We start from the raw sequence: 12,396 nt of genomic DNA, 5'->3' as shown, positions 1-12,396 counted from the left end.
TACATGAGGAAAGCAGGTGCAAATTAACGCAGAAGTGCAAGCGATTTTTCCCGGACTTTTTGAACATCTTATTAATGAAGGTTGTATCATACAGAATTTTAAGTAGAAACATCTTCCGACTTGGTTAGACCTTGAATCATCATGGCATTGTTTTTTCTTGCAACTAAGAAAAGCACAAGCGCCCGTTCATGTTAAAAAACGGTACAAGTCTTAAACTTCTATGCTTTCACTTAGAACAAAAAAACCGGCACAAGGCCGGTTGTTATTGATTATCGATTAATAAATGTTCACGCAATGTATTTCCACTATAGTCTTTTCTAAACAATCCTTTGTCAACGAGCATTGGCACTAGCTTGTCACAGAATAATTCTAAAGAATGAAGCGAACCACCTGGGAGTGCTATAAATCCATCCATCGCATCTGCTTCCACCCATTCTTCTATGGATACTAGCGCATCCTCCACCGTTCCAACAATCACCCAATGACCAGATCCTACCACTTCCGGTCTTGATAATAGTTCCTCTATTGTTGGCTGCTTTTCAGTAATCAGATTTTTTAATAAGTTCGTATGTGTTTGACTTCGAACAGATACATCATCATTCGGTAGTAAGTCGGCTGTTATCTTGTGATCAAGGGGCATATCTCTTAGATTTAATCCTAGGATAGTCTGCACTGTTTCATATCTTTTCTCTTTCGATAAGTTCGCATGTGCTCTAGCATGCAGTTTAAACGCTTCTTCGCGTGTATCAGCCAGGAAAAAATACAGTCCCGGCAAAATTCGAATGGCATCTTCGCTTCTTCCTTCTTGTTGTGCCTTTGCTCGTAAATCATTCCGTAATTCTTTTGCAGCAGTAATATCTGGTGCAGCTGCGAAGACAGCATCTGCAATAGCAGAAGCAAATGCTCTTCCAGATGGCGATGCACCTGCCTGCAGTAAAGGAAGTGGATGACTTTGATAGGATGGTATATTTAAAGGTCCCTCGACATGAAAGAATTCGCCAACATGATCGATAGTAGAGATTTTTTGATGATCTGCATAATGACCAGTCTTACGATTTGTCAGCAGGGAAAGACCAGGGAAGCTGTCCCATAGACTGTTGACAACCTTATGAAACTCCTCAGCTTGTGCATATCTTTCCTGAGAAGAAGGCATCTCACCTGCCATAAAATTCTCCACTCCTCCTAATGATGTAACTATATTCCATCCTGCCCGACCATTGCTTATCCAATTAAGAGATTGCAATTGTCTCGCAACTATATATGGAGGATAGAAAGTTGAGGATATCGTGGTTATTAACCCGATTCGTTCTGTTTCGCGAGCAATAGATGTGAGTAGAACAGTCGGATCAAGGCTACTCCAACCTGGAGAACTATCAAGCACCTTTGTATCCAAAAAAAGCGCATCTGGCTTAAAGACAAAGTCTAACTTAGCCTTTTCTGCCTTTTTTGCCAAATCAACATAAAAATCACCCATAAATAGTTCTTCCACTCGACTATCTTTATCTCTCCAGCCATCACCCTTTAGCCATGTGGCAGATAGTGATAATCCAATATGTAGTTGTTTTAACTTATCCATAACTCCATCTCCTAGAAAAGTAGAGGAAAAAGCCTCTTCCATATTTAATCTCCATTATAGCTTTAAAATTAGTTTCTCAACATGGATTTATTTCTAATCTTGTTTGTACGATTTACCTATTGTATCTGCTTCAATCAAAGCACCCAGTTAGAAAACCCCATTACAATGCACCCCCTTATGTATTTGCTATTTCAAGGATAACAACAAATACATAAGAATAAGTTGCCATTAGATCACCAATTAATCCTTTATAAATGTTCGAAAGCCTATTCACGTTCTAGACTAACTTCCAATTGGATAATGGGACTGAGACTAATAATGAGTTTATCCATAATTTGATTTCTTATCGAAAAAATGGCTTTACTACTATAACCTAAATTTAGTGCGCTTTTTTCAATGGACCATTTTTTAAAATAACGATATTGGATAAATTCTACTTCCAAGTCTGACAAATCCTCTAATGATCTATCCATAGACTCTACTAATAACTCTAATTCTTCCAAGTAACTCACCAATCTCTCTTGTTCTTCTACTTTTTGAGATAGCGTTAGAGTATTTGTTTTTGTTGCATTACGGGATTGAATACGATCTAGCTGTTCTTTCATATTTATAATAGCTATTTTATAACTATTATACTTTTTAAGGTGTTTCTCAATAACTTTAATAGCTTTTTTACGTTCTGTTTTACTAAGTTCTGTATACATAAAATTCCTCCTTATATACAAGGGAATGTTTGTTCTGTTATGTATATAATATATTATTTGTCCTACTATTTCAACAGGTTAATGACAAAAATTAGTATATATGGTAAAAGGTCACTTAGGCTAATTCTCTTAATTTAGCTATTTAAACAATTAATGGGGTACATACTTATCGGCAAAAAGACAAAAAAAGACGTTGAGTAAATACCCAACGTCTCTTCAGATTCTTATTCAACAAAACTCTCCAACGCATCATCAATCATTTGACTGTTCGCAATCGGTCCCGCATAAAGCCAGCTTGAATCCTGACCAAATTCATAAATATTATCATTTTGTACAGCCGGAATGTTTTGCCAGATGGAATCTTCTAATGCACTTGATTCACCATCACTATTGACAAAGATGATATGATCCGCTTCTAACTCTGCTAGTTTCTCCATGGAGATTTCTGACCAGTTTTGTGCTGATGTTTCTGAAATTTCCGATACAACACTTGGTGCTGTTAATCCTAACTCATTATATAATAAATCGCCACTGGACAAATTCTCACTTACAATATAAAAAGTATCAGCAAATAGCCATAAAGCAGCAACCGATTCATCACCAATAGCTTCTTGAATTTGCTCTTTGGCATCCTCTGCTTTCGTATCATACTCTGCTAACACGTCAGCTGCTTTCTCTTCCATGCCAAAGACTTCAGCTATAATTTCAAATTTTTCTCGCCAGTTGTTGATCTCTTCTGTTCCCACAACAAAAGTTGGCGCTATTTTATTATATTGATCATATTTATTATCTTCCACCATGCCGGCAGAATCCATTAATAACAAGTCTGGTTCAAATGAAGTAACTGCTTCATATGGTAATTCACTCGGAATGGTAGGGATGCCCTCTAAATCATCCTGCAAATAATCTTGAATGTCTTCACCATCGCGAACAGACCATTGTGCAACTGGCTCAATACCTAAAGCGACTAAATAATCTTCTAGATAAGATCCGATCACTCGTTCAGGATTTGCTGGAACCTCTACCTCATGCCCCATTGCATCTGTTACAGTTCTTGTATCTTCCTCAGCTGATGCCGTATCATCAGTATTTTGATTTTCTGTTGCTTCCCCTTCATCTCCAGAAGATTCTGTATCTTCACTATTACCACAAGCTGCTAACAGAATCAAAAATGCAGCAGCTAGACATATTAACCAACTTTTTCTATATGCTTTCACTGACCATTTCCTCCTTATGCTATGTAACACGATCTATTCTTTTAAATGATAACAATTTTCATTTTCACTTACAAGCATTATTTTTTGGCAAATAAAAATAACGATACTACCAATCTCTTGTCTTTTCCCTTATACTAGAATGATAATAGTTCTCAGTTTTATTAAGGAGTATATCAAGCATGTCTTTTTCAGAAAAAAACAAACGAACTTCCCGACCACTGGTGGCATCTTCCGTCATAGTCGGTGGTTTTATAATATTGCTATTCTCATTAGTGCTTTCCATTATATATGGTGCGGCAGAAGTTGATCTACCAACAACTTGGGAAGCATTAACACAATTTGATCCAAATGAAACGGCACATCAAATTATCCGCAATTTACGTCTCCCGCGTGGATTAGCTGCTGCCCTAATTGGTGCAGCACTTGCAGTCTCAGGTGCGATTATGCAAGGAATGACTAGAAACGCCTTGGCATCGCCTTCTATTATGGGAGTTACCGCTGGTGCCAGCTTTATGATAGCTGTAGCCATGGCAATCATGCCACAAGTTACCTCTTTAGCTATGATGATCTGGGCATTCGCCGGTGCTGGATTAGGTGCTGGTATTGTCTTTGGTGTAGGGTCAATTTCAAAAAGTGGCCTCACACCTGTAAAATTAGCATTAGCTGGTACTGCCGTAACATCGATGTTAAGTGCACTTTCATCAGGAATTGCGATTCACTTTGATATTGCTAAAGATATGAGCTTCTGGTATGCAGGCGGGGTGGCCAGCGTTCAATGGATTCATGTTAAATTACTGGCACCAATTGTTATTATCGGGCTGATTATCGCCCTTTTACTATCCAAATCGATTACTATATTAAATTTAGGTGAAGATGTTGCTAAAGGGCTTGGACAAAGAACGGCTATTCTAAAAATCACGGCAATGATGGTTGTGCTTTTCCTTACTGGAGCCGCTGTCGCTGTCGCAGGAACGATTGGATTTATTGGGCTTGTCATTCCACACATTACCCGTTTTCTTGTCGGAGTGAACTATCGTTGGATTATTCCAGCTGCTGCTGTCTTAGGAGCTTTGTTACTTGTTCTTGCTGACACAGCTTCACGTATGGTCAATCCTCCATTCGAAACACCTGTGGGAACAATGACTGCATTAGTAGGGGTTCCCTTTTTCCTCTATCTTGCTAGACGTGAAGGGAGAGGACTGTAATGTTATCACAAAAAAGAAAAACGGGGTTACTAGTGAGCGGACTTCTTCTTGCGATTGTTGTAACCCTGTTAATTTCACTTAATACCGGAACAATGACAATCGGTCCTTTAGATGTATGGAAAACATTAATAGGACAAGGCAGTGATCAGAATGAGCTTGTCTTATTTGATTTTCGTTTAACACGAATGGTGATAGCACTTCTAATTGGGGCTGGCATGGCAATATCCGGGGCTATTTTACAAGGAGTAACCCATAATGAATTAGCTGATCCGGGTATATTAGGCATTAACAGCGGCGCAGGGTTTGCTGTTGTATTATTTATCTATTTAACACAAGGAAGTACAACCTCCCAGGTATTTATACTTCCATTAGCTGCACTTGCAGGAGCGGTGCTGGCTGCGATATTAATTTATTTGATTTCCTGGAAAAATGGTGTCTCTCCGATTCGATTGATATTAGTTGGTATTGGTATTAATGCTGCTTTTTCGGCTTTAATTATTGTTTTTCAATTGAAAATGGACCCGAATAATTTTACTCAAGCACAGATTTGGCTATCGGGTAATATCGCTGGAACGGATTGGACGTATACTTTCGCTTTATTACCATGGATTCTAATTCTTCTGCCAGTTACCTTTTATAAAGCAGGAACATTAGATACGTTACACCTTGGTGATGAAACCGCACAAGGTCTTGGAACACATGTGGAGAGAGAAAGGTTAGTTTTACTTTTTATTGCTGTAGCGCTTGCCGGTGCAAGTGTTGCTGTAGGAGGAGCTATTGCATTTCTCGGTTTAGTCATTCCACATCTGGCACGAAAATTAGTCGGAGCGCGACATAAACATATGCTGATTACTTCTGCATTATTAGGGGCACTGTTATTACTCGTAGCGGATACATTAGGTCGGAATATCCTTGCACCTTCTGAAATTCCTGTTGGGTTAATCGTTTCCCTAATAGGTGGAAGTTATTTCGTCTATCTTTTAATGAAATCTTAATCGTCATATAATGAAAAATGAGAGAGAATTTGTTATTTTTATAGTAGTACGTACTATTAAATAGGAGTTGATGAACGGTGTATCGTAAAGTAGATGATTTTATTACCGATTGGAATAACGGGGCACAAGGTACCATCCAAGTACTTGAATCATTAACAGATGAGAAGCTGGGCCAAGCCATTGTAGAGGGACACAATACACTTGGCTGGCTTGGGTGGCATTTAGCAACAGCACCTGCCTTTTTCGCGGGAATTGTCGGTTTAAACGTGAAAGCTTCTGGGAACCCAAGTGAAGTTCCAACAAAAGCTGAAACGATTGTCCAAGCGTATAAAACAATAGTAGACGATGTACAAAAAGAAGCTGAACTTTTAACAGATGAGCAATTAGCTGAAGAAATCGAAAGCTTCGGCAATAAAACGACTCGTGGCGCTATGCTGCGTACGTTAATTGATCACCAAACACACCATCGCGGGCAAATGACGGTACTGCTTCGTCAAGCAGGATTAAAGGTACCGAGTGTAATGGGGCCTACCAAAGAAGAAAGTAACTAGTAAAACAAGCACTTAAGATCTAACTTAAGTGCTTGTTTTATATTTATTCATGGTATTCTCTATGTGCTTCTGTCGTTAACTCTATTCCGCCACGAGCTGTTTGATAAACCGTAACTTTTACTGAGGCAGGTTCGATCGCCCAAACTATATCATCCGCAATCTGCGCAGCTAATGATTCACAAAAAGCACCGTGATCACGGAAAGACCACAAATAAAATTTCATCGATTTTGACTCAATACACTTGTGACGTGGTGTATAGACAATTTCTACTTTCCCGAAATCTGGCTGGCCAGTTTTCGGACAAACAGCAGTAAATTCTAAGGCACGAAACGTTATATTTTGCACATTTGGTGCATCAAATGATTCTTGTTTTAAAACTTCTTTTCCTTCTTCTACACTACTTGGTCGAGGCATTGGACCTGACCTTGGTAAGTAATAATTCTCTGACATTTAGATTCCTCCTAGTTTTGATAAAGCAGGATGGTCTCGAACTGCTTATATTAGTCTAAAGAAGCATTATAGCAGAACTTTAAAGAATTGCCAATCCTATCAATTGTGAACTACAGTATCCCATAATATTGGGATACATGTTTACTTTAATCCAGCTTATAATTAATAACGATCATCAACAAAAGAAAGGAAGGATCTTACTGATGACAAACCATGGTCGTCTTTTTGGCGCTTTTTCCTCTCTCTTTCTTTCAAGCCTTTGGGTCCATTCGTGAAGTTCCGAAAGAATTTCTAGAAGTAGCAAAAGCATATAAAATGACAAAGTGGGATACTATACGTCTCACTTACCTTCCTGCGATGAAAGCTTATTGGATGGCCGTTTTGTAGGTGAAGTTTGGAAAACCATTGTTATGGCAGAAGTGATAAGTGGGCAAACCGGTATTGGTGCCGAAAGGAAGAGTGCACGAATCCATGTACACCGACCGATACCATCTTGGCTTGGACCTTTGTAGTCACTTGCTTAAGTCTTTTAATAGAACCTTTTCTGTATATAAAATGACGATTCCTAAATGGAGGAGGAGGTAAACATGAAGAAACAACTGTCTCCAACTAGCAAAAAAGAAAGATTAATGGAACTAGATGTCATTCGAGGTTTCGCATTATTTGGGATATTAGTCGTCAACATGAGCTACTTCTCCACACCAGCTCTTTACGCAGATATGTTAGGTATTGATGGCCATGTTCATTTAATAGAAAATGTCTTAAGATGGGGAATTAGTTTATTTTTTGAATTTAAATTTGTCAGTTTATTTTCTTTGTTATTTGGTATTAGCTTTGCCATGTTCTTGGCAAGACTTGAACACAAGAAAGTTAAAGCTAAAACGTTGTTTAAAAGAAGATTGCGTTTTTTACTTGTATTGGGTTTGATTCATCTCCTTTTCTTTTGGTATGGTGATATTCTAACGATATATGCTTTACTAGGTTTCTTGTTACCTATTTTTGTAACTTTTAACCGAAAGATAATGCTTTGGTGGGTGTGCCTACTCCCACTCATTCCAATATTATTATTGATCTTCGCAATCATTACAAAATTCAATATGATGGAATCTCACACCTTACAAACTATTGAGCATCTATATATGAACACCATACATACTTATGGAAATGGTTCTTTTATTGATATTTTTAAGCACCGTCTTATTGATATTATGTTTATCTACCAAGGTTATATCTTGATGATCCCGGTTATCTTTTCGATGTTTTTGTTTGGCATTTACGCATGGAAAAGTGGTTACATTTCCGAGCCAATTAAAAACGTGAAGGTCTTGAAGCAAATGCAGAAGTACAGTCTGATAATAGGTGCACCATTTGCATTAATAGCGAGTTTTTCAGAATTTAAGGTTAATTCTTATTTTTCTCCATTCTACTATATTCAATTTATAGGCCATGCCGTTAGTGGCCCTGCATTAGCCATCTTTTATATGATAAGTCTTTTACTAATACTACAAAAACATAGTTGGAAACATCGCCTTTCATTTCTTCAACCCGTTGGGCGGATGGCACTAACAAATTACTTAATGCAAACTTTAATCTGCACTAACCTGTTTTATAGCACAGGCTTCGGATTATTTAATCAAGTAAATACACTAGTTCGTTTTGGTATTGCAACCCTTATTTTTATCGCGCAAGTGATCATTAGTCAGATTTGGTTACAGTATTATCAAATGGGACCTCTAGAAGCAATCTGGAGAAAATACACGTATCAGGAACAAAAGAGCGTAAAGCAACAGATTTAAAGCTTAGCGAGTGGGGATAGGCATCATGTTGACAAACTGATGATATGACTTACTGTAATACATGTAGAGAAACTGCCTAGTTGTTTGATGCTTGAATCTAGACGTCTTTGTATTTATGAAAAGGAAGCATGTATACACCTTCAATTTCTTAACTAGGCTCTATGTCTGTTTTGAATCCTTATCTTCCAATACAATTACCTAGAGATCCACATTTTCAAAATACGTTTTCAGTGTGTGCCGACCATATTTTGGTGCAATCATATCATCTCGCGCCATTACTGTTAGAAAAAATTCGATAGGTCCATAGGTTTTACTACTAATAAATGTTTTGACAAATTTTATACTAGCTATTCGAACCCAATCAGGAATGTAAGTAATTTTTGGTTTTTTGTTCAATGCCATAAATGCAAGAAAAGCAATAGAGCGGTGGGTTAAGACTTCTGGACCTCCTACTTTTATTTCGATTTCAGACTTTCTAATGGCGCCTACACATACTTTTGCTAAGTCCTCACCATGTATAGGGTTTATCTTAACTTGACCATTTCCAAATAAATATACTCTACCTCTCTTCGCCATCTGGTAAAATTCTGTCAAATCTGAGAAAAAACCATTTGGTCTTATTATCGTATAATCTAAGCTAGAGTGTCTCAACCTTTCCACAAACTTTTCTTTAGCAACACAAATTTTCACATTCTTCATCTTGTCTCCGTGTAATACAGATACATAAATAAATTTCTTCACCTTACGTTTTATAGCTTCTTCTAATACATTTAAATTCGCCTGATAATCCACATCCATGTAAGTAAGCCCATCTTTTTGCCGGGTAATGCCTACTGTTGAAATCACCACATCAACATTTTCACAACAGTTTTTTAGAGTTGAAGGTTTTGTTACTTCTCCCTCAATCACTTCATAATGCTCCTTATCTACTTGCGGGAGCTTCTGCGGATTTCGAACAACGACTCTAACCGAATAATTCTGATTCAATAACTGCCTTAATATATAACTTCCTAGATACCCTGTTGCACCCACTAAAAGAACAGATTGCTTTTTATTCATTCCTTTCGCCACTCCTTTGGACAGGATAATAATTGATGGAGTAGGATAAAATCAATTTGGTAAAAAACGTAATGCCGAACCACATGAGATAAATGGGTACTTGAATCACATACATATACGTGATGATTCCGGTCACCCATAAGATGCCTGCCCATACCTTTTTATAATCCTCTTTTATAAATTCTACAATTAATATAGATGACAATACTGGATATAACCAAGTATATAGGAAAACAGAGAGACTCACATCAAACGATAGAAAAATAATAAACGGCTGTAAAATGTGCAACGAGTAAAATACCAGTCTTACTCGAGCGTTTGACAAATGATAGTTATTGGTCGAACGAGTTAGATTGGCCATAATTCCGCCCAGATCATCCCAGGCAAGCAGTATGATAATAACTTTTTGTAATAAGCTGGTGTGTTCACTGATAATAGGAACGAAAAATGCTAAAACAATACCCATAAGCAGGGAGAAGATATTTATCATCCATAAGTCCACTTGCCTTGGTTCCATTCCAAAGAAAAACTTATATTCATTTTTTAACAAGCTCAAACAACCATCTCCTGTATAATTATTATAAATTTAACTATACATTCATCGGTGATGATTGTATTGTATAAAATCAGCATCATTTAATATAGATTGCTCGACAATCCCTTTGCTTGAATCATAGTATGCTCTAGGTGATACGCCTGAAAACCTTTTAAATTCTCGAATCAAATGTGATTGATCATAAAACCCAATGTCTGTTATCAATTGTCCCCATTCTGGAATAGACTGATAATGATTAAGTATTTGTGTGAAACGAATAAGCCGACTATATTGTTTAGGCGTAAAACCAATAGTGGTTTTAAACTGCCTTTCTAGTTGAGATAAGGATAAATTATACTTACTGGCAATCTGACTTATAGGTATATTCCCATTCCGAGATATCAAATGTTGAATAATCCTTTCAATCACTATATGTCTTTGTTCATTGGACATTTTCTCATGCATGAAGAACCGGTCAGCTAATTGAACACGCTCATTATTACAACGAGCTTGCAATAACTGATTCGACAATCGATGAATCTTCTCTCCACAATCTCTACTCGGTATGATTTTATTAATGAAATCATCAGAATTTGTTTCTAGAATGAATGATAAAGCGGACGGTTTAAACACAATCGAAAATAAACCTAAATCTCCAGTATGGTAAAAATACCTTGGCTGATCTTGTAGGGGTATAAGTGTAGATTTTGGCATCACATTCAGTTTATCATGGCCCACCTCAAAGTACTGACCCTTGTAGGCAACAATAAATTCTGGATACTGTAAAGGAAATATCTTTTCATATACCCACTCTTGTTCGGACGAGCACTCCAGTGACCAGTAGCCATAAATTAATGCTGATAACCGTTTATCAGGCGGACATTGCCTATATCTTCTTTCATTCATGCTTATGATCTCCTTCTATCTTCTTGGGAACACTATGGAGAAGGTATACTATTTTCATTTCAAAAAGGAAGCAGGCGCAAAACGCTACTTCCTTTTCTCTTACTGATGTTCTTTTTCAAATTTCTTCATAAATGCAATTAAATCTTCTACACCTTCAACAGGCATCGCATTATAAATACTTGCACGCATACCACCTACAGAACGGTGGCCTTTTAACGTTTCTAGCCCCTCAGCTTGTGCTGCTTTAATAAATGCAGCATCTAAGTCATGATCTGGAATGACAAAAGGAATGTTCATGAGTGAACGACTATCTTCTTTTACTGGTGAACGGTAAAAATCAGATTGGGCAATATAATCATAAAGTAATCCTGCTTTTTTCTCATTACGAGCCTGCATTTCTTGTAATCCACCTAATTCTTTTAACCATTCAAAAACAAGCTTTGCTATATATACCCCGTAAGTTGGTGGTGTATTATAAAGAGAATCACTTTCACTATGTGTCTGGTAATCCAGCATGGTTGGGCACTGTTCAGAAGCGTTTCCGATTAAATCATCACGAACGATTACGACAGTCAAACCAGCAGGACCGATATTTTTTTGTGCACCAGCATAGATTACGCCAAATTTAGAGACATCTATTTCTTCAGATAAAATATTAGAAGACATATCAGCAACTAATGGTACATTACCAGTGTCAGGAATCTCGCGGAATGCTGTACCTTCAATGGTATTATTTGTTGTAATATGCACATAATCCGCTTCTGGATCAATGATACTTGTACTAACTTTAGGAATATAAGTGAAGTTCTCTGCTTCAGAAGAGGCGATCTCGTTTACTTCAATAAATTTCTTCGCTTCTTTCATTGCTTTTTTAGACCAAGAACCAGTATTTACATAATCCGCCTTACCATTTTTCTTTAAATTCAATGGAACAGCAGCAAATTGCTGAGAAGCACCGCCTTGGACAAACAGTACTTTGTAATTGTCAGGGATATACATTAATTCACGCAAAAGGTTCTCTGCTTCAGTAATAATATCAGTGAAAAGACCGGATCGGTGACTTAATTCCATCACAGACATGCCGGAGTCTTTGTAATTTGGTAATTCTGCTTGTGCTTTTTCTAAAACTTCTAATGGTAACATGGAAGGCCCTGCTGAGAAATTGTGTACTCGTTTCATCTTTAACCACACTCCTAATTAAAATTAAATAGAAAGAGGTAAGGAATAAATCCTTACCTTTGCCCAGGCGAGCGGCTATCGATACTACGTGCTCCCTTGCGGTTGATCCGCACCCTCGCCAGTTACACGCAGCCTTTAACTTTGTGAAAATTATAACAATATTCACACAATTTTTCAATTAAATTTTTCTTAAATTTTAAAATAATACTGCGCTAGATTCTC

The 12,396-nt window shown here is 37.3% G+C and carries 13 protein-coding genes and 1 riboswitch; of the genes, 5 read left to right on the top strand and 8 right to left on the bottom strand.

Annotated elements, in window-relative coordinates:
• Positions 1-262: 262 nt before the first annotated feature.
• The 3 genes from J5J03_RS19810 to J5J03_RS19800 all read right to left on the bottom strand — a co-directional run bounded on the left by J5J03_RS19810 (position 263) and on the right by J5J03_RS19800 (position 3,497).
• Entirely contained in the window at positions 263-1,576 is a 1,314-nt protein-coding gene (locus tag J5J03_RS19810) for an NtaA/DmoA family FMN-dependent monooxygenase (RefSeq protein ID WP_208592098.1), read from the bottom strand.
• 266 nt (positions 1,577-1,842) lie between these two features.
• Positions 1,843-2,280, bottom strand: a complete 438-nt coding sequence (locus tag J5J03_RS19805) for a transcriptional regulator (RefSeq protein WP_208592097.1) — start codon at positions 2,278-2,280, stop codon at positions 1,843-1,845.
• Between the two features lie 224 nt (positions 2,281-2,504).
• Positions 2,505-3,497, bottom strand: coding sequence for an ABC transporter substrate-binding protein (locus tag J5J03_RS19800; RefSeq protein ID WP_208592096.1), 993 nt, complete (start codon positions 3,495-3,497; stop codon positions 2,505-2,507).
• A gap of 179 nt (positions 3,498-3,676) precedes the next feature.
• Between J5J03_RS19800 and J5J03_RS19795 the strand changes: the two genes are divergently transcribed.
• The 3 genes from J5J03_RS19795 to J5J03_RS19785 all read left to right on the top strand — a co-directional run bounded on the left by J5J03_RS19795 (position 3,677) and on the right by J5J03_RS19785 (position 6,248).
• On the top strand, positions 3,677-4,702 hold the full coding sequence (locus J5J03_RS19795) for a FecCD family ABC transporter permease (protein ID WP_208592095.1): 1,026 nt from the start codon (positions 3,677-3,679) through the stop codon (positions 4,700-4,702).
• A complete protein-coding gene (locus J5J03_RS19790) occupies positions 4,702-5,697 on the top strand; it encodes a FecCD family ABC transporter permease (protein WP_208592094.1) in 996 nt (331 codons plus the stop codon). Before J5J03_RS19795 ends, J5J03_RS19790 begins: the two co-directional genes overlap by 1 nt.
• A gap of 77 nt (positions 5,698-5,774) precedes the next feature.
• Entirely contained in the window at positions 5,775-6,248 is a 474-nt protein-coding gene (locus J5J03_RS19785; protein ID WP_208592093.1) for a DinB family protein, read from the top strand.
• Positions 6,249-6,291: 43 nt separating this feature from the next.
• On the opposite strand, the gene queF is transcribed toward J5J03_RS19785, so the two are convergent.
• Positions 6,292-6,699: a preQ(1) synthase gene (queF, locus tag J5J03_RS19780; protein WP_208592092.1), complete on the bottom strand. Its 408-nt coding sequence runs from the start codon at positions 6,697-6,699 to the stop codon at positions 6,292-6,294.
• A gap of 213 nt (positions 6,700-6,912) precedes the next feature.
• On the opposite strand from queF, the gene J5J03_RS22390 reads away from it, so the two are divergent.
• Positions 6,913-7,086 carry an ABC transporter permease subunit gene (locus J5J03_RS22390; RefSeq protein ID WP_208592091.1) on the top strand — a complete coding sequence of 58 codons (174 nt, stop codon included), beginning with the start codon at positions 6,913-6,915 and terminating at the stop codon, positions 7,084-7,086.
• Between the two features lie 200 nt (positions 7,087-7,286).
• Entirely contained in the window at positions 7,287-8,495 is a 1,209-nt protein-coding gene (locus J5J03_RS19770; RefSeq protein ID WP_208592090.1) for a DUF418 domain-containing protein, read from the top strand.
• A gap of 198 nt (positions 8,496-8,693) precedes the next feature.
• Here the strand turns inward: J5J03_RS19770 and J5J03_RS19765 are convergent, their stop codons facing one another.
• The 4 genes from J5J03_RS19765 to serC form a co-directional block, all read right to left on the bottom strand.
• A complete protein-coding gene (locus tag J5J03_RS19765; RefSeq protein ID WP_208592089.1) occupies positions 8,694-9,554 on the bottom strand; it encodes an SDR family oxidoreductase in 861 nt (286 codons plus the stop codon).
• Positions 9,547-10,110 carry a hypothetical protein gene (locus tag J5J03_RS19760; protein WP_208592088.1) on the bottom strand — a complete coding sequence of 188 codons (564 nt, stop codon included), beginning with the start codon at positions 10,108-10,110 and terminating at the stop codon, positions 9,547-9,549. The genes J5J03_RS19765 and J5J03_RS19760 overlap by 8 nt, the downstream gene beginning before the upstream one ends.
• Before the next feature lie 42 nt (positions 10,111-10,152).
• Positions 10,153-10,995, bottom strand: coding sequence for a helix-turn-helix domain-containing protein (locus tag J5J03_RS19755; protein WP_208592087.1), 843 nt, complete (start codon positions 10,993-10,995; stop codon positions 10,153-10,155).
• A gap of 99 nt (positions 10,996-11,094) precedes the next feature.
• Positions 11,095-12,174, bottom strand: a complete 1,080-nt coding sequence (serC, locus tag J5J03_RS19750; RefSeq protein ID WP_208592086.1) for a 3-phosphoserine/phosphohydroxythreonine transaminase — start codon at positions 12,172-12,174, stop codon at positions 11,095-11,097.
• Between the two features lie 54 nt (positions 12,175-12,228).
• A riboswitch (ZMP/ZTP riboswitch) is annotated at positions 12,229-12,310 on the bottom strand.
• Between the last annotated feature and the right edge of the window lie 86 nt (positions 12,311-12,396).

Source organism: Gracilibacillus suaedae, from assembly GCF_017599345.1.
GTDB lineage: Bacteria > Bacillota > Bacilli > Bacillales > Amphibacillaceae > Gracilibacillus > Gracilibacillus suaedae.
The sequence above is the reverse complement of the archived record's forward strand: the minus strand, read 5'-3'. Positions and strand labels throughout refer to the sequence as shown.

What these genes read in the sequence shown, in the direction of transcription:
- J5J03_RS19810 (WP_208592098.1), bottom strand. Translation starts at nt 1,576, where the DNA reads ATGGATAAGTTAAAACAACTACATATTGGATTATCACTATCTGCCACA.
- J5J03_RS19805 (WP_208592097.1), bottom strand. Translation starts at nt 2,280, where the DNA reads ATGTATACAGAACTTAGTAAAACAGAACGTAAAAAAGCTATTAAAGTT.
- J5J03_RS19795 (WP_208592095.1), top strand. Translation starts at nt 3,677, where the DNA reads ATGTCTTTTTCAGAAAAAAACAAACGAACTTCCCGACCACTGGTGGCA.
- J5J03_RS19790 (WP_208592094.1), top strand. Translation starts at nt 4,702, where the DNA reads ATGTTATCACAAAAAAGAAAAACGGGGTTACTAGTGAGCGGACTTCTT.
- queF (WP_208592092.1), bottom strand. Translation starts at nt 6,699, where the DNA reads ATGTCAGAGAATTATTACTTACCAAGGTCAGGTCCAATGCCTCGACCA.
- J5J03_RS22390 (WP_208592091.1), top strand. Translation starts at nt 6,913, where the DNA reads ATGGTCGTCTTTTTGGCGCTTTTTCCTCTCTCTTTCTTTCAAGCCTTT.
- J5J03_RS19770 (WP_208592090.1), top strand. Translation starts at nt 7,287, where the DNA reads ATGAAGAAACAACTGTCTCCAACTAGCAAAAAAGAAAGATTAATGGAA.
- J5J03_RS19765 (WP_208592089.1), bottom strand. Translation starts at nt 9,554, where the DNA reads ATGAATAAAAAGCAATCTGTTCTTTTAGTGGGTGCAACAGGGTATCTA.
- J5J03_RS19755 (WP_208592087.1), bottom strand. Translation starts at nt 10,995, where the DNA reads ATGAATGAAAGAAGATATAGGCAATGTCCGCCTGATAAACGGTTATCA.
- serC (WP_208592086.1), bottom strand. Translation starts at nt 12,174, where the DNA reads ATGAAACGAGTACACAATTTCTCAGCAGGGCCTTCCATGTTACCATTA.